The sequence below is a fragment of the Lysinibacillus sp. NPDC093210 genome (genome assembly GCF_044753985.1).
Classification (GTDB): domain Bacteria; phylum Bacillota; class Bacilli; order Bacillales_A; family Planococcaceae; genus Lysinibacillus.
The window spans coordinates 117916-140293 of record NZ_JBIVOE010000001.1; the positions used below are offsets into that span (position 1 = coordinate 117916).

The window sequence follows — 22378 nt, forward strand, 5'->3', positions numbered from 1 at the left end:
AGTCCCAAATAGTATGCGCTATTCGGGACTTCTTCTACATATTCAAATTTACAGCAATCCTGCATTTTCTAAAAATGTCCGTGCTACATCTTCAATATTTTTTCCTTCAACGTTTACTTGATAATTCATTTCACGCATTTCGTCATCCGTTATTTGATTGGCAAGCTTGCCTAATACCTTTTCAAGCTCGGGATACTTTTCGAGTGTCTCCTTTCTTAACAATGGTGCTCCTTGATATGGTGGGAATAGCTGTTGATCATCTATTAAAACAGTCAAATCATATTGTCGTAACTCACTATCAGTTGAATATGCATCTAATAAATCGATACTGCCTGATTGTATAGCTTGATATCGAAGCTTTGGTTCCATCGTTGTAATAGAAGCAATATTAATACCATAGCGCTTTTGAATGCCTAAATAGCCATCTTCACGATCATTAAATTCTAATGTAAAGCCTGCTTTGATTGTGTCTTGAATAGCTTTAATATCTGATATCGTTTGTAATTGATAGGTTTCAGCCATTTGTTTTGAAACGGCCAATGCATATGTGTTGTTATACTGCATTGGATTGAGCATGACCATATCGAATTTTTCCAGCATGCCTTCTTTTGCTTGTTTATAAACATCCTTTTGGTCATTATTTACCGCTTGCTCTTTTAAAAACTCTGCTATTGCTGTACCCGTAAATTCAGGATAAATATCGATGCTTCCTGATTTAAGTGCATTAAAGACAAAGGAGGTTTTACCAAGTCCAGGTTTTAATTGCACATGTAAATCTGTGTCATTTTCAATTAATAATTTGTACATATTAATCAGTATTTCTGGCTCAGATCCAAGTTTCCCCGCAATTACAATGTCCTCTTTGTCATTGAAGTTTAAGAATGGCAACACAATTAACACGATTGCCGCCACACAAATCGCACTTAATGCTGTAACTGTTCTTTTAAAGGACAGTGATTCTAGCTTTTTCAAAAGATAATCAAATACTAATGCTAAAATAGCAGCTGGTACAGCACCTAAGATGATAAGCGAAGTATTATTGCGGTCAATACCAAGTAAAATAATATCTCCTAACCCACCGGCACCAATTAATGCTGCTAGTGTGGCTGTTCCGACTATTAAGACCATCGCTGTCCGTATGCCTGCCATTATGACAGGCATCGCAAGTGGCAGTTCTACCTTCACTAATCTTCTTGTCGTATTCATCCCCATCGCCATTGCCGCTTCCTTTAAGGACGGGTCTACTTCATTTATGCCTGTAAATGTATTGCGTAAAATGGGAAGAAGTGCATAGACAACAAGGGCAATAATAGCAGGTGTTTTCCCAATACCAAGCAACGGAATTAACAAACCTAATAGAGCTAATGAAGGAATTGTTTGTAAAGCTGCACTAATCCCAATAACGCTTTCTGCTATTTTCTTTTTATTCGTTAAATAGATTCCAAGAGGTATAGCAATAATTACTGCAAAAAATAGGGCAATGAAAGAAATTTGGACATGCTCTATTAATGAAGCAATTAGCTGGCCTTTGCGTTCATTCAAAACGTCAAAAAAATTAGTCATTTGCATCACCTCGTTCTGAGGCTAAAAACTGCAACATGGATTGCCTTGTAATGATTCCAATTATTTCAGTATCATCTTTCACTACAACACATTCTTGTAGAGCCAATAGCTGAAGAATGCTCTGTAAGGAATCTTCTACGGCAACACTATATTTATTATAATTTTGATGTTCCTCTTCAACAAATGGGTCCATAACTTGTTGAATGGTAAATACACTGAACGGATCATCCTTTATCCCAATAAATTCTTGTACAAAATCATTAACTGGATTTTGTATAATGTCTTGTGGCGTACCGATTTGGACAATTTCCCCATCCTTCATCACACATATTCGATCCCCTAGCTTCAACGCTTCTTGCATATCATGTGAAACGAATACGATTGTTTTTTGGATCGCTCGTTGAAGCTCTAGAAGATCATCTTGTAATTTTGTACGACTTATTGGGTCTAGTGCACTAAATGGCTCATCCATTAATATAATTTCAGGATCTGCGGCCAATGCACGAATAACACCAACCCGTTGCTGTTCACCACCCGACAGCTCCTTCGGCTTGCGTTCACTATATTTGTCTGGTTCAAGCCCTACCATTTCTAATAATTCACGAACTCGCTGCTGGATTTCTGTCGTTTTCCATTTTTTCATTTCAGGGACAACAGCAATATTTTCTTCTATTGTCATATGCGGAAAAAGAGCAATTTGTTGGAGCACATAACCAATATTCCATCGTAGTTCATGTATGTTATAATCGCTAATTCTTTTACCGTTAATTCGTATTGTTCCTTCAGTTAAATGAATTAATCGATTGATCATTTTTAGTAGTGTCGTTTTTCCACAACCACTAGGGCCTATAATGACAAAAAATTCTCCTTTTTGTATTTCAAGATTGATGGAATTCACTGCAACTTGGTTGTTTTCATATGTTTTCGTAACATTCTCAAATGCGATCATGATCTAAGCTCCTTGTTTATGAAAAGTTCTCACCTTTTTGATAAATCGACTAGCACCGCTCGTCTCTCCAGTATATCTTTCCACATTCTCAAGAAGATAAACTGCAAAAAACGCCGTCCTTCTATCATACATCCTAACCACTCAATTCTCTCTACCTTATTTTACATAATTTTATATTAATACCACAAAAGGGAATATCAACTTTTTATATAATAACAATTACATTTTCTTATATATTTCTTAGATACAAACGCTAACATAACGAAACTTTTTCTTGTTAAAGTTCGTTCTATTAATTATGAATTCTAATGAAAAAACAATGCTTTTTATTATCTAATTGTTTTACAATAATAAGAGAATAATCTATTTTTCGAAAAGAAAGGAGGAAGGTGTTGCAAATATTCAACATCTATAAACTACATGAGATTATTAAAAAAACTATTAATCGGTATGGTTGTTATAGCATCCGTAATCAGTATTTCCACTTATATGTTGATCCAGTTATTCAAGCCTGCAAATAATCCCGTACAAGAATATGTAGATGAAGGTCCGAGTGTTGAAGAATTCATTGGTTCCATTGCAGAAACCGCAAGACAGCTTGGAGCAGAAAATGACCTCTATGCATCTGTGATGATTGCACAAGCCATTTTAGAGAGCAAGCAAGGAGAAAGTGGTCTTGGTTCAGCTCCTAATAACAATTTATTTGGCATGAAAGGCAAATATCGAAACGATTCCGTGACCCTTGAAACATTTGAGGATGATGGCTCTGGAAATCTAACAACTGTGATGGCTGAATTCCGCAAATATCCTTCCTATGAAGAATCCATGAAGGATTATGTCCAATTACTTCGCAACGGTGTATCCTGGAACAAAAATTTTTATACTGGTGTCTTTAAAAGTAATACAAAGTCCTATACAGATGCGACAAAGTTTTTAACTGGCTCCTACGCAACGGATTCAACATACAACGAGAAGCTAAATAACCTAATTGCCAAGTACGACTTACAACAATATGACAGCCCCGTAAAAATTAAAAAAACAATTACAGTTGCAGATGGTGACTCTCTGATGCATATTGCACAGGCTCATAATGTCAAGGTCACATCTCTTAAGCAATGGAACCAGCTTCGCACAGATACTATTGAAGCTGGGCAACAATTAAATATTTATCAATATTAGAAAAAAAGCCAGCTAAAAATCTAGCAACCTATGAGGTATTCAACGTCCCGACCGTTGAATACCTCTTTTTTCTTCCAACATTCATAGTTCTTAATAAAATAAGCTCCCAACTGCTGTAATAGTCGTTGCTAAATCTTTACGATATAACACATGCTGTTCATCTAGACTATTAATATTAACCTCATTGCCACCGAGCGATGAATGTACATAAAGTGTCTGACCAATATACATCGCAACATGGCCAGGGAAAAATAATAAATCCCCTTTTTGCATGCGTTCAAATGTTATTTCTTTAATTGGAAAACCCTCAACAATTTTAGCATCTCGGAAAATCGTCACACCATTTAGCATATAGGCTATCGAACACAGTCCTGAGCAATCAATGCCAAGCGGTGACTTTCCACCCCAGCGATACGGGGTTGCTATATAGCTAAGTGCCGTTTGCACGACATTTTCTCGGAATACAGGCTCCGCAAGGCTATTTTCTGCAACTTTTTGATGCAGCCATTGTTGACGTAAATAAGCTATTTCTCCTGTCGCCAATTGAATTGCTGCCCATTCCTTACTTAACGTCTCATCTGAAACGACATGCACAATTGACCCTTTTACTAAAGTCATTATTATCGAGCTTTGAATTTTCGGTGCTTGTAAAACATCTGCAAAACGCTGGTTTATAACATGTTGGGCTTTTAAAAGCCATGTACTTGTTTTCTTATCATCTATTAGCAAATTCCTTTTCTCACAATAGCCTCCGTAGCGGTAGGCAGTTTGAATACGGACCCAATCGTTCTCTAGCTCCTCTATAACTTGAACAGGCATACCATAAAGGACTTCATCCGTCAGCTCCGAAGCACTATCTGGTTTAGCATGTAAATTCGCAATCATAGCAATGACAATTGCATTCATGTCGCCTCTCCTTTCAGTCCAATCAGATTGTCATAAACGGCCTTTGATAGATGACCTATTATTTGCCGAGCGATATCATTTTCAGTAACTTCTGTAATAAAGACGCCAATACAATAATCTTGAACGTCACTGTAAACAATTCCTACATCGTGGTCAACACTATCAAGACCACCTGTTTTATGGGCTATTTCCACATCATCGGCTATATACCGTCTTAAAGATTCATGAAAACGCTGGCGGCACAAAATATCAATTACAAGCTGACTAAACACAGGATTTAGAAGTTCTTTTGTATAAATTTTGCTAAAAAGATGTGCCATATCACGCGCAGAGGTAATATTGTCAACACCTTTTGCTAGTCGCTCAAAGTCCATCATTTTTCGTTGCACTTGTGTATGTGTTAGGCTAATTTTACGAAAGAACTTATTAAGAGCATCCATACCGATAAAATCAATTAATACATTTGTCGCTGTATTGTCACTTGTCGTAATCATCCATACTAACAGTTCATAGATCGAACTTGTCGTTAATTTTTGTTCGCTAATTACACTATAATCGACCCAGTCCTCACGGCTTATCGTCATAACTTGATCTAATGACACATTGTGTTTTTCTAAATAATCCAATACGGCAATGAGTATTGGCACTTTAATTAAGCTTGCACTAGAGAATGGTTCATCTATGCGTTCTTTAATCATGAACTGATTCGTTTTCAACTCTTTCACAAACATATGCACTTTGTACGGAGCATCATCTATAATATGTTGAATCGTCTGTTGCATAGTTCACCTACCCTATAACTTTAATTTTTTGCGTTTCTGCATGTACGGTAATTGTCCGCCCTAAAGGAAGTGACATCGTCGGTAAACAGTGACCACAGGCAAGGTCCATTAAGATTGGTTTCTTTAACGGTTTTAAAATCTCCTCAAAAATAGTGTTTAGCGATAAGCTACGCTCTGGGTGCTTCGGATTTTCAGGACCACAATTCGTCCATGCACCTAGTAACAACCCTTGCGCTTCATCGAGCTTACCAGCTAATTTTAACTGTGTAAGCATGCGATCTACACGTTGCTCGCTCTCATCTATATCTTCTAAAAATAAAATCTTACCCTTTGTATCAATTTCATACGGCGTGCCTAGTGATGCGGTTATCAATGTTAAATTGCCACCAACAAGTTGACCTGTCGCTTTACCCGTAACAAGTGTTGTCATTGGTTGTTGTGGTGGATTTAGCAGCAAGCAGTTGTTATCTGTTGCCATCACCTGCTTAATAAATGAATCCCACGTAAATTGATCCATGTTTTGTACAATAAATTCCGTCGATGGCATGGGTGTATGATAAGTAACAAAACCACATTTTTGATTAAAGGCGATATGTAATGCAGTCACATCGCTATAACCTGCAAATACCTTTGGATTTTCTTTAATCATGTCGAAATCAAGTCTAGGTAAAATTTTCGTTGCCCCGTACCCTCCTCGTATACAGAAAATCCCATCCACATGGGGATTACGGAACATTTCATTTACATCATGCGCACGAAGTTCATCTGAACCTGCTAAATAACCATGTCTTGCTCGACATGTTTCCCCCACTATTACGTTAAAACCGAGTTTCTCAATACTATCGATTGCGGGGTATAGCTTTTCTGGTGGCGTAGCACCTGAAGCACTGATAAGTCCGATTGTATCCCCTTTTGTCAAAGCTTTAGGTCGAATCATTCGCTTACCTCCACTTTTTTTAATGTACGGTAATTTTCGATTTCCTCTTCGTTTGCTAAAACAAAATGCCCTTGCTCAATTTCCACAAATGAAGGTGGCGTCATATCATATCGATGCTGTAATGGATTATAAACTTCTACTACTTTCGCCCGCTCCTTATATGGATTTGGCTCAGGTACTGCTGATAGCAATGCCCGCGTATATGGATGAATTGGGTTAGTAAATAACTTTTCTGTCTCTGCTAACTCGACAATATTCCCTTTGTAAATGACGGCAGTACGATCTGTAATAAATCGTACGATTGATAGATCGTGGGCAATGAATAAGTATGTTAAGTTATTTTCTTCTTGAATGTTCGATAGCAAATTAAGCACTTGCGCTCGAATGGACACGTCTAGTGCGGAAATAGGCTCATCCGCAATAATAAATTCAGGCTCCATCACTAGTGCACGTGCAATCCCAATGCGTTGACGCTGCCCACCAGAAAATTCATGAGGAAAACGACTAGCGAATTCAGGCAATAGGCCAACATTTAATAACGCATTTTGTACTTTTTGCTGACGGTCATCCTCATCTTTAAAATTTTTCGTATTCATCAGACCTTCAGAAATAATATAGTCCACCTTTGCCCGTTCATTGAGTGATGCCATCGGGTCTTGGAAAATCATTTGAATTTTTTGCGTAATTTCCCGGTCCCAATCTTTTGTGATTTTGCCGTTTATTTTCTTACCATGATACAAAATTTGACCACCCGTTACTTCATTGATTCGCATAATGGCACGGCCAATGGTCGTTTTTCCTGAGCCCGATTCACCTACTAAGCCGAATGTTTCGCCTTTATAAATATCAAAACTAACATTGTCAATTGCCACGAACTTATTTTTCCCTTTACCAAACACAATGTTCAAGTTTTTCACTTCGACTAATACTTCTTTATTGCCCATTGGCATACAGTCTCCCTTCTTCAAAAAATGCTTGTAGCGCTGCAGGAGGCTCTACTTTTGGAGCACGAGAATCTAATAACCATGTACGTGCATAATGTGTCTCACTTACTTGAAAAAACGGAGGACGTATTTCGTAATCAATCTTTAAGGCAAATTGATTGCGCGGGGCAAATGCATCACCTTTAATTTCTTTAAAAAGGTTTGGCGGGGTACCCTTAATGGCGTAGAGCTGTTCCCCTTTCGATCCAAGCTGAGGTAAAGAAGAAATAAGTGCCCATGTATATGGATGCTTACCATTAAAAAATACTTCATGTGTGCCACCAACTTCGATAACATCCCCTGCGTACATCACAGCTACACGATCTGCGACTTTTGCTACAACTCCTAAGTCATGTGTAATAAAAACAGTTGTCAGTCCGTACTTTTGCTGAAGATTTTTTAGAAGCTGTAAAATTTGTGCTTGAATAGTTACGTCCAGTGCTGTCGTTGGTTCATCACATATTAAAATTTTCGGCTTGCATGCGAGTGCAATGGCAATGACAATACGTTGGCGCATTCCTCCTGAAAATTCGTGAGGATATTGCTTATAGCGTTTCTCCACATCATAAATACCGACATCCGTTAATAATTGGAGTGTTTCTGCATATGCGCTTTTGCCTTTTAGCCCTTGGTGTAACACAACACACTCCTCTATTTGCTTGCCGATTGTTTTTAATGGATTCAAAGATGTCATAGGGTCCTGTGTAACAATTGCTATTTCTTTACCTCGGATATTCAACCACTGTTGTTCCGTTTTAAACTGCGCTAAATCCATATCGTTGTATAAAATTTGCCCCTGCTCGATATAACCATTTTTATCGAGTAAGCCCATGATCGATTTCATTAGCACTGATTTACCTGAACCCGATTCTCCAACAATGGCAAGGCTTTCACCTTTATATAAATCAAGGGAAATATCTCGAATTGCTGTGAGAACTTGACCACGAAGTGTAAATTTAATGACTAAGTTTTGAATGGTTAAAATACGGAATTTTGTTTGCTCCACTACCATTTCAATCCCCCCTATACATGATTTTTCGGATCTGCTGCATCTGCAAATGAATTACCAATAATATAAAATGCTATTGTAATAATACTTAGTACAATGCTTGGGAAAATTAACTGATACCTCAAATCTGGTGACATCATCAGAACACGGCCTTCGTTGATTAAATTCCCTAATGAAGGTTCACTAATGGGTAATCCTAAGCCGATATATGTTAAAAATACTTCTGCCCCAATTGCAAATGGAATCGCCAAACTCATCCGAAGCATAATGACAGATATTAAATACGGTAGTAGATTTTTAATAATAATTCGATAGTCCGGCGTCCCCAAACATTTTGATGCTAAATTATATTCTCGATCTCGTAAAATAACAATCTGATTACGGATAAAGCGCGCCATTTCTACCCACCCAGTAATGCACATTGCAATAATAATGGTCGAAATGCTAGGGCGTAATATATATGACATTAATATAAGGACAATCGTTGTTGGAATATTATCTACTACGTTATAAAGCTGAGTAATCGGCAATTCTAATTTACGAGAGAAGCCCCATAGTGTGCCGATTGTAATACCCACAACCGCTTCAACTAGTGCGACAACACAGCCTATCATTAACGATGTCCTTGTCCCAGCCCAAATACGAGACCATAAATCTTGCCCAATCGAGTTAGTACCAAACCAAAATTCAGCGGTCGGTGCAATATTACGTGCCTGTAATCCCGTTTGTTGATCGAGATATATTTCAGTCGGGGATTTTTGTGCGGGTAAATATGGCTGGAAAATAGTGAAAGCTACAATGATACAAACCATTACTAATAAAAAGACAGCTATGCGGTTTTTCAAAAAGGATTTCCAAGTAGAACGCCAATAGGAATAATTGGAGTAGGCTGTTTCTTCCGCCTGACAATCACTAGCTTCAAAAAATTCAAATAGATCTGCGCGAGATTTGTCTGATATATTATCTATCTCTTCTGTATAAATGCTCATTAGCGCACACTCTCCCCTTTCCCTAATTTAATGCGTGGATCAACGAGTGCCATGGCAATATCACCTAAAATCAAACCGATAATACCAAGTGATGAAAAAACAAGTACTAAGCCTTGTACAATCGTATTATCCTGCCGTTGAATAGCATCAACTAGTAATCCTCCCATTCCTGGAATAGAGTACAAAGATTCTATATAAATAGAGCCAGTGATTGTAAAAAGGATTGTTGCTGGCAAATATTGCGCCATCGGGATAAAGGCATTTCGCAGTACATGGCTAAACATCAACGTTCGCTCTTTTACTCCTTTTGCACGTGCTAGCTTAATATAATCTTTGTTTAATTCATCTACCATGTAACGGCGCATCCACATCGCGTAGGAGGCGGTCGGTGCTAACGCCATCGACATAAGCGGTAATAGCCAAGTAATTGGCCTATATTCATCAAAAAGCATCGGCAAATGAAAAATGTCCGTAATATACATTTGAATCACTAAGTAATACACTGCTGCTGGTACTGCTACGACAAAAACAATGTAGCCAGTCCCTAGTCGGTCTAACCAGCGTCCCTTCATTTGAGCCATTAAAATACCGAGTGGCATCCCGATAAGAAGCGATAAAGCAACAGCTCCTAATCCAAATAACAATGAATACGTTATTTTATCTGAAATAATAGTGACTACAGGAACATCCGTACGATATGTAACAGATTTGCCTAAATCACCTTGAAATAAATCTGCATAAAAATTCCCCAATTGCACAGGTAGTGGATCACGTAACCCTAAACTTGTTAAATAAGTTTCCTTTTGAGCTGGTGACATTTTCTCGGCCGCTGCCCCTAAATATCCTTCTTCGGGCATTAATCGTAATAACGAGAACACAATCGTGATAATAATAAACAGTGTGATAACGGATTGTAACAAACGCTTTCCTACATACCACAACATACAAAACCCTCCCCTCCATTTAAATAGTTTTACAAAGCATGAAGGAGATGCCGAATCAGCATTTTCGGTCATCTCCTCTGTATTGAAAAATCACTACTTTTTGCTCACTGATTGAATGTTGGTAATGATTAGTCCACTCTTTTATTTTGTTGCATTCGTTAATGCATTCGCACGTTCCTGCTCCCACTGTGCCAAAGCAGCCTTAAACTCATCATTACTCATTGGTTTTTCTAACACTTTTTGCCCTTTAAACTTCTCTGCTGTCACACCAAATGGTGAGTATTGGGCTTCAAATGGATTTAATTTTGAAGCAACATAACCGCTGCCACCAACGGCGTATGGAATTACAAACGCCTCTTCAATTAGGAAGGCTTCCGCTTTGGCAAATAGGTTATATCGTTCTTCTGTCTCAATTGTCGCCTTCGCTTTATCCAATAAATTCAAGTAGATTGTCTGACCATTTGCTTCTGTATACCCTTCCGCTAATTCCGGCTTATTGTAAGTGCCGTCCACGCTAAATGGTTCTGTATATGTTGACGGATCCGCATAATCTGGACCCCAGTTTGCTTCTATTAATGCAAATTTACCAGGACGGCGAACTTCTGATAAGAAGCCTGTCGATGGACCCGCTTCTACGATAATATCAACGTAGTCCGTTCCTAATAATTTTTCGATTTGTTGCTCAATAACTTGAGTACGATTTGCCCAATCTGGCATCCCAGAGTTATATGGCATCAATACCTTTACTGGAAATGTAGCTTTCCCTTCTAGCGCAGCTATTGCTTTTTCCTTAAACTCTAATGCTAAATCTTTGTTAAAGGAATCATTACTTGTAATCGCAGCTAAAGGTTCAAGTTGTGTATAGTCAACGCCTTCAACATCTACAAAATTTTTCGGTGTGATTGTATTACTTAGTAAATCTTGAGGATTAAACGGTTCGACTGTTAGCATCGCTGATACACGATCAAATGCATGGAATAAAGACTTTCTGAAATCTTTATTATTGACAGCGACCTTCCAGTTATCAGGTTCATATTCCGCATCGAATTGTGGATTAAAGTTTAAAGCATAGAAGTACGAATAAAAATTATTTTGCGTTTGTCGTACTTGCGATTTTTTCTTTTCATCATTGAACCATTCGTCAATTATGGAAGTTGGAATATCTGCTGAATCAATTTCGCCACGTAAAAATAGCTCTGGAGCAACTGTTGCCGCTTCTTTATTATACTTATAGCGAATTCGATCAATCAGAACATTATCCTTATCCCAATACGTGTCATTTTTCACAAGGACACGCTCATTTTGAGGTTCAAATTTGTCTAATATATATGCACCGTTATAAAGGAAGTTCTCACGTGTAGTCCCAAACTTATCACTTTTTTCAGCTAAAAACTTTCCATTTACAGGGAAGAAGCAAACATAGTTCAACATCGAAAGAAAATAAGGAGTAGGCGCCTCTAAAGTATATTCGACCGTCGATTTATCGATCGCCTTGATTCCCACTTTCGAAAAATCAGTTAGCTCACCGTTATAGAACGCTTCACCATTTTTTACAACCGTCGCACTCCATACGGTAGAAGATTCATTTTTTGCATCTAGCACATACTGGAGGCCATCCACAAAGTCTTGGGCCACAACATCGGCATACTCTTTACCTTCATGCGTAACCCATTTCACATCATCACGTAGCTTAAATGTCCAGACAGTTGCATCTTCATTTGATGACCATTCTTTCGCTATGCCTGGTTGAACAACACCATACTTATCGTATTCAATTAGCCCGTCAACTAAATTTGCAGCAACAGCAAATTCATTTGTTTCAGATGTTTTTAAATAGTTTAATGTTTTAATCTCTCCTGAATAAACGACCCGATACTCAGATTTTTTTTCTTCTGAAGAATCATTACTACAGGCCGCACAAAGTAAGGCGACTAGACATACTAAAAGAAACCATTTCCTGTTCATCATAAGCATCCCCCTAAGCTTTTTTTATCATGAAAATCCTATTCCAATTGACTCCGTCATCGTTATTCGATCATTGTGAAAAATGGGACCTCCTGCAATAGGATCTTTCATACATAAACTCGGTCCGTCTAAATCTACCATTGTAATATTTTTCTGTGAGGCGGCGAAATGCGCTGCCGCACTGACACTTATTTTCGTTTCAAGCATGCAACCAATCATACAAGGAATGCCATTGGCTTCTGCAATGTTGCATATCTTTTGCGCCTGAAAAATACCACCTGTTTTCATAAGTTTAATATTGATTAAATCGGCAGCACGTCGTTCGATGATCGTGAAGGCATCTTTTGCTGAAAATACACTTTCATCAGCCAAAATATTAGTTAATGTATTGGCTGTCACATATTGCATGCCGACAAGGTCATCATAGTGAACAGGTTGCTCGACTAATTCGATATTGGTGTCTGCATCTTCAAGTGTACGAATAATTTGCACCGCTTGCTTCGGCGTCCACCCTTGATTCGCATCTACTCGTATCGTTATTGCATGGCCTACAGCATCCCGTATTGCCACCACCCGCTTAGCATCTGTCGCTGGATCCTTTCCAACCTTAATCTTTAGTATTTGAAAGCCACGCTCTACTGCAGCAAGGCTATCTTTTATCATTTCTTCAGTATGATTCACACTGATTGTAATATCCGTTACTAATTCCTTTCGATAGCCCCCTAATAATTTATACAACGGGGTTTTGTAGTACTGTGCATGTAAATCATAAAGCGCCATATCAACCGCTGCCTTAGCACTCGTATTTTGATAAATACTTTTATCTAAACGCTCCATAATGGATGCCATTTCTTCTATATCCATCCCTAAAATTGCTGGTTTAATATGGTGTTCGATAGCATGGCTGATAGAACCAAGTGTCTCACCTGTAATGACTGCAGTTGGTGCTGCTTCACCTGTGCCAATTTGGCCATCCTCTGTATGGACATAAACAGCAATATTTTGAATGCTATGAACCGTACGTAATGCCGTTTTAAATGGTACAATGAGCGGAGCTTCAACCTTCTTTACAACTATATTTTTAATTTTCATCTATTCACCTACAGTCTATTCTTATGTTAAAAACTGTAAAATCCGAAGCACTTCAAAATAATCATCTGTTACATATTCGACTGTGTTATGCGGCTTAAATGTTGCGTTCGGATAAAATGAGTTTCGGTAGGCACGTGTATGGTCGCGATAAATAATTTCCACTACAAATTTGTCAGGCAATGTCACTTGTAAGTCATTCCGTGATACTTTCATTGATGCTTCTACAAGCCGTTTTGTTTCGGCGATTGCCAATTGGGGACTGACACTTATTGTTGCATTGCCTACCCCCTCTTTAGTGGCAAATGTTACGATGTTGCTATTGAATGATTGAATCTCTTCCGTAAGCCCAACATCTCCACTGACAAAAGATACTGGAACGCCATGTAGAGAGGCAGCATACGTATTAATGAGAAATTCACTTGCATATTCGCCGTTTATTTTAATATCTGCAAATACACAAAGCGTGTGTGCTAAAGGATTGCGCTCGCTTCCTCCTTTACTGTGATACCCAATGAAAATCGCACGATCAAAGCTACTATCAAGTCCTGCTACCATGCACATTGGGTCATATGTCCAACCACGAATAACTTTACAATTGATGGGCAAGTTCGCAATATCAAGATTTCGAGCTGAGTCATGGGCATCCTTCAATAAAATTTCAGTTGCACCACCTGCCATCGCTCCTTCAATTGCTGCCTCAACTTCCTTCGTCATCTGTTTCTGAAAAAAATGATAATCTGGTCCATTCAATTCTGTCTCGCTCCACGAGGTTGTTCCTGTAATCCCTTCAATATCTGCACTTATATAAACTTTCATAAATATCGATACTCCTTTATTAAATAATTTTCAATCTTTGCTTCAATAGCACCGTATCTGGCTTCTTTAGCATTTCCCCTTCTCGCCCAAGCAATATTGTGAAAGTCATAATGCCACCATTCCTCTGCATAATTCGTAAATCCTACTGCCGTCATACAGTTATACAGAAGACGGCGATGAACACACGCTTCCCTGTTTTCATCTGAATGTAGTTCAAAATAGCGGGTTGCTGATTTTTCACTAATTTCATCAAATGCTGTACCAAAATCTAATGCATTGCCTTTATCATCCCCGAGAGTTAAATCAATCGCCCCACCTGTTACATGCGGAACTAGATGCTCTTGGCCTTCGCTTGGATAAGCCACATACTTTAACGTCTCTTTAAAAACAGCTTCTTTTGTGAAGTTTGGATGTTGATGTTGGATTCGTTCAGAAAAATGCGAAAATAAAAATTGTTGCACCTGGAATGGACGGTATCCATCATATAAAATAAAGCTATAGTTTTCAGGCAATAGTAATAAAGCTTGCTGTAATCGCTCAAAAGCTTCTTTACGCAAATAAATGGATTGTAAACTGTTAGCAATTTGTTGTAGGTAATAAACAGGTTGAGTAAAAATTCTAGATTGTTGTTTGTCAATTTTAATCAAAGGCTCGAAACTTTTTTGAATGATAGGAGTTGGTTGTTGATTCTTCGGAGTATAATTCACTTCAATCGGCTGATAAATCTTTTCTTGCATCATACCCACCTCTTTGTAGGAAACAAGTAAAATTATTAGATAATTCAGTATTTTCATTGAATATTAACATACCACATAATAGTTGACTAGATAAAAAAAGGATAATGTCAAAATATTAGCTATTCTCTACTGATTACACAAATTATGCTATAAATAGTGAAAAAATTAATACAAGGGGAGAAATTTTAGCTATTTTATAAGTTTTTAGCGAATTTTTATATTGAAGGTTGTATTATCCAGCCGAAAAAAATCAAATACTGGCATCGTGCTCTTTTGCCTAATATTGTAGTTTTAAAAGGAGTTTACAATGGATATAAAAGTGATGGCAGAGGTTTATCGATTAGGAATTACAATAGGATTTTTTACAATAAAGGACGTTATTGATTGGGCAGAGGATATTATCGAAAAACTTGAACATCCGCTAGTTGAATTAATTAATATTTCATTATCATCAAAAGCAAAACCGATCGATATTTGTTCATTATTACATTCGTTATATAGAAGCCCTTATAACGATTCCCCTTTCCAAATCCTGCTTGGCATGCTCAGTAGTGAATATACATCCTCAAAAAATCAAGGTGAAGTGGCATCAATGCTGTTCAGACTAATTGACTTTATACTGTTAGAGGAACGTCCTGCATTTAGCAGATGCTTACTATTTAGCAGAGCAAAAAATATACGGTGATTTACAAGCAATAAAAAACGACTTAAAGGAATTTTTACAGTTATTTATAGTTTAAAATAAAGAAGCTATTGAAACACTATAGTGCTCAATAGCTTTTTGTTTAATTTTTAAATTTATAAGCTTCTACTACATGACCGTTTCGACCAGTAGTTGTTAGCGCCTGTGAAAGTGAATTTAAAATGGCTTCCTCTGTTGCTTCCGCTGCGGCAGTAAATAACAGATTCATAATCGGGTGATCTTCGCGGAGCTGCTGTCGTGTCTCCAAATAATGATCCGTACTATGTGAAATAAGTCTTGCTGTCGTAAAGCCAATCACTATATCGCCACTTCCATGAGAATAATGACTGCCTGTTCGTCCAAGTCCGATCCCACAGCGTTTAATAACACGAGTTAGTTGGCGGCTACTAAGGGGAGCATCCGTAGCCAACACAATGATAATCGAGCCATCTGTTGGAGATAACACTGCAGTACTTTGAGCATTTGGAACATTGTAGTGTTCAGTTAAAAACTCGGAGCTATGGCCAAAATTACTTAGCACCATACAACCAACTGTGTAGTTGATTTCTTCTTCATGTTCTACTGTCACAATGCGCGACGATGATCCGATCCCGCCCTTATAGCCGAAGCAAATCATCCCTTTTCCCGCCCCAACAGCGCCTTCTTCTGCTACATCTTCAGATGCGTTATAAATCGCTTCTAATGCGTGCCCTGGTGTAATCGGACATGCCCGAATAGAATTTAAATAACTATCATTACATTCCCCAACAACAAGATTAATGGTCCCTGTGCTATCGCCAATTTCCTTATTCGTCTCTAACATATATTGCAAAGTTCCTTGTGTCACAGCAGGCACACCAAAAGTATTTGTCAGCATAATTGGCGATTCAATCACACCTAGCTCATTTACTTGAACGAGCCCTGTTGTCTTGCCAAAACCATTTAACACATAACTTGCACCAGTTACTTTTTGTTGAAACAAATTTCCACCATGCGGTAAAATGGCTGTTACGCCTGTACAGGCATATGCCCCGTCTTCGTTTAACCTTTCATCAAGTGTGACATGCCCAACTTGCACGCCTTTTACATCAGTAATACAATTTTTTTCACCTGTTGGTAACATGCCTATAGCAATTCCCATTTCCCTCACTTTTTTTGTCATTTTATCGCTCCTTATCAATGGCTCTTCTCTATTTTAGTGCCTCATCTACAGCGACTAACGCATGAATAATGGTCGTGTCGAAAACAGGGACAGGAACATCTTCTTGCTGAATTAATAATCCGATCTCAGTACAACCTAGAATAATTCCTTGTGCGCCAGATTTCACAAGGCTTTCAATAACCTGTAAATAGGTTTCTTTTGAAGTCCGTTCAATTTTACCTAAACATAACTCTTCATAAATAATTCGATTGATGACTGTTCGTTCTTCATCGTTTGGCACTATTACCTTAATGCCAAACTGTTCGATTCTAGTTTTATAAAAATCTTGCTCCATCGTATATTTTGTACCTAGCAATGCAATTGTTTGTAAACGAGCCTGTTGAATTTGAGTAGCTGTTGCATCCGCAATATGTAAAATTGGAATTGTAATATTCTTCTCAATAACATCTTTTACCTTATGCATTGTGTTTGTACAAATAACAATAAAATCAGCACCTGCTTTTTCTAATGAGAATGCCGCTTCCCCTAATATTTCCCCCGCCTTTTGCCATTGTCCGTTCGCTTGATAATGCTCAATTTCTTGAAAATCTACACTATATAAAATACATTTTGCTGAATGTAAGCCACCCAATTTCTGCTGTACCTTTTCATTAAGAAGACGGTAATACATAGCCGAAGACTCCCAACTCATACCACCAATTAATCCAATCGTCTTCAAATCATCAACTCCTTTTCTATAAAAACCTCTTTTCTCCATTAACATCTACCGTGATTTTATCGTAAATTTTTATTAAAATAGAAGGAAAAAGAATACTTCCTTTGTCAATAACAGCGCTTTCCTTAGTACTTTATACTAAAAACAACCATTCCATCTTTTCTATTTATCTGTATAAAACAAAAACCAAGATCAATACTAAATTGAAAAGAATTAGCCCAACCACTGTTGTCAACACCAGCAAATTTTCTTTACTACTATTTTACCACCATATAAATATTTACAAAATAACAATACATTTCAAAAAACAAAATATCATTTTATTATTATGAATTTTTAAAAATTTGATGTTTTATAAAAAATAAGTGTAAAATAAAAACTTATTGAAAAAAGGAGGAAGACAATATGCAATGGATATCAAATATTGTAGATGACACGAATAATATTTTATGGACGTACCTCTTAATTATATTATTATTAGCAGCTGGATTATATTTTTCAATTGGCTCTAAGTTTGTACAAATACGTCTTTTCCCTGAAATGTTTCGTTTAATAGCTGAGAAAAGAGATGGTGAATCTGGTGTTTCTCCGTTTCAAGCTTTTACGATTAGCGCAGCGTCGCGTGTAGGTACTGGTAATATAACTGGTGTTGCACTTGCCATCGGTGTTGGTGGCCCTGGCGCAGTATTTTGGATGTGGATTATTGCCATCCTCGGTATGGCTACAGCTTTTATTGAAAGTACACTCGCTCAAGTTTATAAAGTAAAAGACGGAGATACTTTTCGTGGTGGTCCCGCCTATTATATAGAAAAGGCATTAGGACAACGTAAGTTAGGAATCGTTTTTAGTATTCTTTTAACGTTGAGCTTTGGCTTTATTTTTAACGCTGTACAGTCAAATACGATTGCTACTTCTGTAGGTGAAGCATTTAATATTAAACCAGTTGTTATTGGCATTCTATTAGTGGTACTAACGGCGATGATTATTTTCGGTGGTGTACATAGAATTGTTAAATTTACACAAGTAATTGTACCTGTAATGGCCGTATTTTATTTACTCGTTGCACTATATGTCGTTGTAACAAATTTAGGTGAAATTCCAGCAGTGTTCAAGCTCATATTCTCTCAAGCTTTTGGACTTCAGGAAGCGGCTGGCGGGGCGATTGGTATTGCCATTATGCAAGGTGTTCGTAGAGGATTATTCTCCAATGAAGCTGGTATGGGTAGTGTGCCAAACGCAGCAGCAACAGCCAATACTTCACACCCTGCTAAACAAGGACTTGTGCAAAGTTTAGGCGTATTTTTTGATACAATTATGATTTGTTCAGCAACTGCTTTTATTATTATTTTGGCAGGCTTATACAAAACAGGTGAAAGTGATGGTATTATCCTTACGCAAAACTCATTAGCTGTACATGTTGGCGATTGGGCACCTTATTTTATCGCGATTAGTATTATTTTCTTCGCATTCAGCTCCGTTATTGGTAATTATTATTACGGCGAATCAAATATTGAGTTTATCAATGCGCACAAAGGCTGGATGACTGTATATCGTATTTTAGTACTTGCCATGGTAATGTTCGGATCAGTAGCTCAAGTGCAACTTGTATGGAACTTAGCTGATTTATTTATGGGACTGATGGCGCTAATCAATATTACGGTTATTATGATCCTAGGTAAAATAGCATTCCGAGTTTTAGATGATTTTACGATGCAACGTAAAAAAGGAAAAAACCCTGTCTTTTACGCAAAATCTATCCCAGGATTGAAAAATACAGATTGCTGGGAAGATGATCGATCATAAAATAAACGCCATCCCTCAAGCTAAACTTGGTGGATGGCGTTTTTGTGCCGTTATATGTGCCAGGCACTCAAACAATTTTGAATTTTGCCAGTTGTGCTAGCCCTTTTTTATCATAGCGTCTGTGAACGCCTGCGATTGCCCTCTTGGAATACTCAATGTATTCCACTCGTCCCCTTTTATTTGCTTACCTACGTAGACAATTTGCCCAACATGCGAAGCATAATGTGCCATCTGTCTTTCAATAGCATCTATCACTGTATGCTGCTGTCCTCTTATTGTGACGTTCGCCAACAAATCTTCTGTTGTTAAACTATGTAAAGCATTAAAAAACACTTGCCAGCCCTTTTCCCAAATAGCTAATAACTCTTCTTTAGTATCAATGCTATCAATAAATTCATCATCACGATTCCTTGTCGTTTTCTCGCCATCCGTTAATAAAAAGTCAGTCCATCTCGAAATCATGTTTCCGCTAACATGTTTGACAATGACCGCAATACTATTTGACTCCTTGTTGGAAGCCCAGTGCAATTGCTCAATGTCTAATTGCGCAATTGTTTTCTCGCCATCCGCTTTGACAGATTTAAATCTCTCTAGTACAACGTTTAAATATGTTTCACCTATGCTCATACAAAACTACCTCCCCTTATTTGAAACCAGAACATTCATATTATAACAAGTGCCAGTCACCCAAACAATTTCGAATTTTGCCAATCTTTTTAGTGTCAGGCACCTCAACTACTCATTCTGCACTCAAAAAAACTGTAGCAAACGTACTCGTTGCTACAGTTTCCCTTTAATGACGCGTCTGTAAATTCAAACGCTTTTCCATTCTATTGAAAATAAACGTAAATGCTAATACTAGTATTAAATAAAAGGCACCTGTGACCATATATGTTTCTAATGGACGATAGTTGGCTCCTGCAATGGCTAATGTAGTACTCCATAAATCTGACATACCAATATAAGCAACAAGCGCAGATTCCTTCAATAATATAATGAATTGATTGCCAAGTGGTGGTATCGCTCTACGCATAGCTTGAGGTAAAATTACGCGGCGCATCCCCAATGTCTGGGACATCCCTAACGAACGAGCCGCCTCCATTTGACCACGATCGATGGACTGAATTGCACCTCGGAAAATTTCGGAAATATACGCTCCGTTATGGACAGCTAATGCTAATACACCCGCCCAAAAAGAAGGGAGCGTTAGGAACGAAGAAATACCAAAATATAAAATAAAAATTTGAACAATCATCGGTGTACCACGGATAATGGCTAAATACACTGCCGCAAAATATTTCAGTACTTTTATTTTTGACATATTAAAAAAAGCGATAATTAACCCGACGATACTACCTAATACTAATGAACAAATCGTTACTGAAAGTGTTACCCATAGTGCATCAAAAAGCATTTTATAATTCGATTGAAAAATTTCTAACATCTATTCACCCACTCTGTTGTCATCATTGTTGTAAAGTAACGGAGGAATGTTTCCTCCGTAGCTCATTTACTAACTCTTTCATCCATCAAGTTAAAACCAAACCATTTTTCACTGATTTTCGCATATGTTCCATCCGCTATTAGTTGTGCTAATGCTATATTTAATTTTTCTTTTAATTCCACATTTTTTTTATTAACTGCAATTGCTTGTTCATTTACTGCTAATAAATCCCCAACAGCTTTAACAGGTATTTTCGCTTCGTCGATAGCAAGCTGCGCGAAAATATTATCTGCCACAACAGCATCTAACCGACCTGTCTTAATATCCATCAATGCTGCAACATCACCTTGCGGATAAGTAATAACGTTTTCCTTAGCCGTTAATTTTAACGCATCAGTTTCATAATTTGTGGCAGGTACAGCACCAATTACTTTGCCCTGTGCATCTGCTCCTGATTTAATAGTCGTATTATTTTCAGCTACAAATAGTTGTGAGCCTGAACGATAGTAAGTATCTGTGAAGCTAACAACCTTTAAGCGCTCCTCAGTGACTGTCATACTCCCTAAAATCGCATCAAATTTATCATCTAAAAGACCTTGAATTATAGATTCAAAGGGGAAAGTCATCGGGACAGGCTTCATGCCCATTTTTTCAGCCAACGCTTCTCCGAGTTCTACGTCAAATCCTACTAACTCACCATTTTCCTTATAGTTAAATGGCTTATAAATTCCACTCATTGCATAAACAAATTCCTCTTGTTCAGTGCCTGACGATGCTGCTTTTTTGGGTTCTTCATTTGAACTACAGCCTACCAAAAGACCTACCCCTAATGTTAAAGTTGCTAATAATGCTTTAAGCTTGAACCGTTTCATGTTTACTACCCCCTATGTGTAAAATTCTGTTTAAAAATTGCTTAGTTCGTTCATTTTTTGGATTATCGAAGAAGGTGTCTGGATGACCTTCTTCTAAAATTTGTCCACCTTCCAAAAAGACGATATGATTCCCTACTTCACGTGCAAAGCCCATTTCATGCGTCACGATAACCATCGTCATACCATCATTAGCAAGCTGTTTCATGACTTGTAGTACCTCTCCAACTAACTCTGGATCTAATGCAGAGGTTGGTTCATCAAATAACATCACTTTTGGCTCCATTGCTAATGCACGAGCAATGGCTACTCGTTGCTTTTGACCGCCTGATAAACTATCAGGATACATTGCCGCTTTATCACGTAACCCTACTTTTTCAAGTAAATCATATGCATAAGCAGTTGCTTTTTCTTTTGACTGCTTTTTCACAAAAATTGGTGCTTCGATTATGTTTTCAAGTACTGTCCGATGAGGGAATAGATTAAAATGCTGGAACACCATACCTACCTCGGCTCGAATTTTATTTAAATCCGTTTTAGTAGCATGTATGGCCTGTCCTTCAATACGTATTTGTCCTTCATCATATAACTCTAAAAAGTTTAAACAACGTAACAATGTGCTTTTTCCTGAACCACTCGCTCCAATTAATACAACAACATCCCCTTGCTGTACTTGTAAATCTATCCCCTTTAAAACTTGTAAGGGGCCAAAGGATTTTTTTAAATTGTTTACTTGAATCATTACTGTCATCCTTCCTGCAAACACTTCGGTCTCATTCGTTATCTCACTGTTTTAATTGGTGTTACTAGAGTTTTTGTCTACCATTATATATATTGACATTTTTCTACTAA

At 37.7% G+C, this 22378-nt stretch carries 22 protein-coding genes; 3 read left to right on the forward strand and 19 right to left on the reverse strand.

Features of this window, described 5'->3' with window-relative positions:
* Nucleotides 1-48: 48 nt before the first annotated feature.
* Nucleotides 49-1563, reverse strand: a complete 1515-nt coding sequence (gene opuFB / locus ACIP9C_RS00560) for an osmoprotectant update ABC transporter permease/substrate-binding subunit OpuFB (RefSeq protein WP_401007626.1) — start codon at nt 1561-1563, stop codon at nt 49-51.
* Nucleotides 1556-2512 carry an ABC transporter ATP-binding protein gene (locus ACIP9C_RS00565; protein WP_401007629.1) on the reverse strand — a complete coding sequence of 319 codons (957 nt, stop codon included), beginning with the start codon at nt 2510-2512 and terminating at the stop codon, nt 1556-1558. Before ACIP9C_RS00565 ends, opuFB begins: the two co-directional genes overlap by 8 nt.
* 420 nt (nt 2513-2932) lie before the next feature.
* Between ACIP9C_RS00565 and ACIP9C_RS00570 the strand changes: the two genes are divergently transcribed.
* A complete protein-coding gene (locus tag ACIP9C_RS00570; protein WP_401007630.1) occupies nt 2933-3691 on the forward strand; it encodes a glucosaminidase domain-containing protein in 759 nt (252 codons plus the stop codon).
* A gap of 90 nt (nt 3692-3781) precedes the next feature.
* Here the strand turns inward: ACIP9C_RS00570 and ACIP9C_RS00575 are convergent, their stop codons facing one another.
* From ACIP9C_RS00575 to ACIP9C_RS00625, 11 genes are all read right to left on the reverse strand, one after another.
* A complete protein-coding gene (locus ACIP9C_RS00575) occupies nt 3782-4597 on the reverse strand; it encodes an NlpC/P60 family protein (RefSeq protein WP_401007633.1) in 816 nt (271 codons plus the stop codon).
* Complete coding sequence (locus ACIP9C_RS00580; protein WP_401007635.1) at nt 4594-5379, reverse strand: serine hydrolase; 786 nt, start codon at nt 5377-5379, stop codon at nt 4594-4596. Before ACIP9C_RS00580 ends, ACIP9C_RS00575 begins: the two co-directional genes overlap by 4 nt.
* A gap of 7 nt (nt 5380-5386) precedes the next feature.
* Nucleotides 5387-6316, reverse strand: coding sequence for a S66 peptidase family protein (locus tag ACIP9C_RS00585; protein WP_401007637.1), 930 nt, complete (start codon nt 6314-6316; stop codon nt 5387-5389).
* A complete protein-coding gene (locus tag ACIP9C_RS00590) occupies nt 6313-7260 on the reverse strand; it encodes an ATP-binding cassette domain-containing protein (protein ID WP_401009158.1) in 948 nt (315 codons plus the stop codon). The genes ACIP9C_RS00585 and ACIP9C_RS00590 overlap by 4 nt, the downstream gene beginning before the upstream one ends.
* The gene (locus ACIP9C_RS00595) at nt 7250-8311 is read right to left on the reverse strand and encodes an ABC transporter ATP-binding protein (RefSeq protein ID WP_401007639.1); all 1062 of its coding nucleotides are present in this window, start codon (nt 8309-8311) and stop codon (nt 7250-7252) included. The genes ACIP9C_RS00590 and ACIP9C_RS00595 overlap by 11 nt, the downstream gene beginning before the upstream one ends.
* An 11-nt stretch (nt 8312-8322) precedes the next feature.
* A complete protein-coding gene (locus ACIP9C_RS00600) occupies nt 8323-9297 on the reverse strand; it encodes an ABC transporter permease (RefSeq protein ID WP_401007641.1) in 975 nt (324 codons plus the stop codon).
* A complete protein-coding gene (locus ACIP9C_RS00605; protein WP_401007643.1) occupies nt 9297-10241 on the reverse strand; it encodes an ABC transporter permease in 945 nt (314 codons plus the stop codon). The genes ACIP9C_RS00600 and ACIP9C_RS00605 overlap by 1 nt, the downstream gene beginning before the upstream one ends.
* 141 nt (nt 10242-10382) lie before the next feature.
* Nucleotides 10383-12206 carry a peptide ABC transporter substrate-binding protein gene (locus tag ACIP9C_RS00610; protein ID WP_401009159.1) on the reverse strand — a complete coding sequence of 608 codons (1824 nt, stop codon included), beginning with the start codon at nt 12204-12206 and terminating at the stop codon, nt 10383-10385.
* Nucleotides 12207-12233: 27 nt separating this feature from the next.
* Nucleotides 12234-13298: a dipeptide epimerase gene (locus ACIP9C_RS00615; RefSeq protein WP_401007645.1), complete on the reverse strand. Its 1065-nt coding sequence runs from the start codon at nt 13296-13298 to the stop codon at nt 12234-12236.
* A gap of 21 nt (nt 13299-13319) precedes the next feature.
* Nucleotides 13320-14114: a M55 family metallopeptidase gene (locus tag ACIP9C_RS00620; protein WP_401007647.1), complete on the reverse strand. Its 795-nt coding sequence runs from the start codon at nt 14112-14114 to the stop codon at nt 13320-13322.
* A complete protein-coding gene (locus ACIP9C_RS00625; protein WP_401007648.1) occupies nt 14111-14854 on the reverse strand; it encodes a M15 family metallopeptidase in 744 nt (247 codons plus the stop codon). The genes ACIP9C_RS00620 and ACIP9C_RS00625 overlap by 4 nt, the downstream gene beginning before the upstream one ends.
* Before the next feature lie 304 nt (nt 14855-15158).
* Between ACIP9C_RS00625 and ACIP9C_RS00630 the strand changes: the two genes are divergently transcribed.
* Complete coding sequence (locus tag ACIP9C_RS00630) at nt 15159-15536, forward strand: hypothetical protein (protein WP_401007650.1); 378 nt, start codon at nt 15159-15161, stop codon at nt 15534-15536.
* 100 nt (nt 15537-15636) lie between these two features.
* Here ACIP9C_RS00630 and ACIP9C_RS00635 read toward each other — a convergent pair whose 3' ends face one another.
* Nucleotides 15637-16695: a DmpA family aminopeptidase gene (locus tag ACIP9C_RS00635; protein ID WP_401007652.1), complete on the reverse strand. Its 1059-nt coding sequence runs from the start codon at nt 16693-16695 to the stop codon at nt 15637-15639.
* A 28-nt stretch (nt 16696-16723) separates the two neighbouring features.
* Entirely contained in the window at nt 16724-17413 is a 690-nt protein-coding gene (locus ACIP9C_RS00640; protein WP_401007654.1) for an aspartate/glutamate racemase family protein, read from the reverse strand.
* Between the two features lie 402 nt (nt 17414-17815).
* Here ACIP9C_RS00640 and ACIP9C_RS00645 point away from each other — a divergent pair, with 402 nt between their 5' ends.
* Entirely contained in the window at nt 17816-19213 is a 1398-nt protein-coding gene (locus ACIP9C_RS00645) for an alanine/glycine:cation symporter family protein (protein WP_401007656.1), read from the forward strand.
* Nucleotides 19214-19309: 96 nt separating this feature from the next.
* Here the strand turns inward: ACIP9C_RS00645 and ACIP9C_RS00650 are convergent, their stop codons facing one another.
* The 4 genes from ACIP9C_RS00650 to ACIP9C_RS00665 all read right to left on the reverse strand — a co-directional run bounded on the left by ACIP9C_RS00650 (nt 19310) and on the right by ACIP9C_RS00665 (nt 22268).
* On the reverse strand, nt 19310-19840 hold the full coding sequence (locus ACIP9C_RS00650) for a DUF1572 family protein (RefSeq protein ID WP_401007659.1): 531 nt from the start codon (nt 19838-19840) through the stop codon (nt 19310-19312).
* Between the two features lie 166 nt (nt 19841-20006).
* On the reverse strand, nt 20007-20657 hold the full coding sequence (locus tag ACIP9C_RS00655; protein WP_340824729.1) for an amino acid ABC transporter permease: 651 nt from the start codon (nt 20655-20657) through the stop codon (nt 20007-20009).
* Nucleotides 20658-20719: 62 nt separating this feature from the next.
* Nucleotides 20720-21529, reverse strand: a complete 810-nt coding sequence (locus tag ACIP9C_RS00660) for a transporter substrate-binding domain-containing protein (RefSeq protein ID WP_401007662.1) — start codon at nt 21527-21529, stop codon at nt 20720-20722.
* Nucleotides 21510-22268 carry an amino acid ABC transporter ATP-binding protein gene (locus tag ACIP9C_RS00665; RefSeq protein WP_401007665.1) on the reverse strand — a complete coding sequence of 253 codons (759 nt, stop codon included), beginning with the start codon at nt 22266-22268 and terminating at the stop codon, nt 21510-21512. The genes ACIP9C_RS00660 and ACIP9C_RS00665 overlap by 20 nt, the downstream gene beginning before the upstream one ends.
* Nucleotides 22269-22378: the final 110 nt, after the last annotated feature.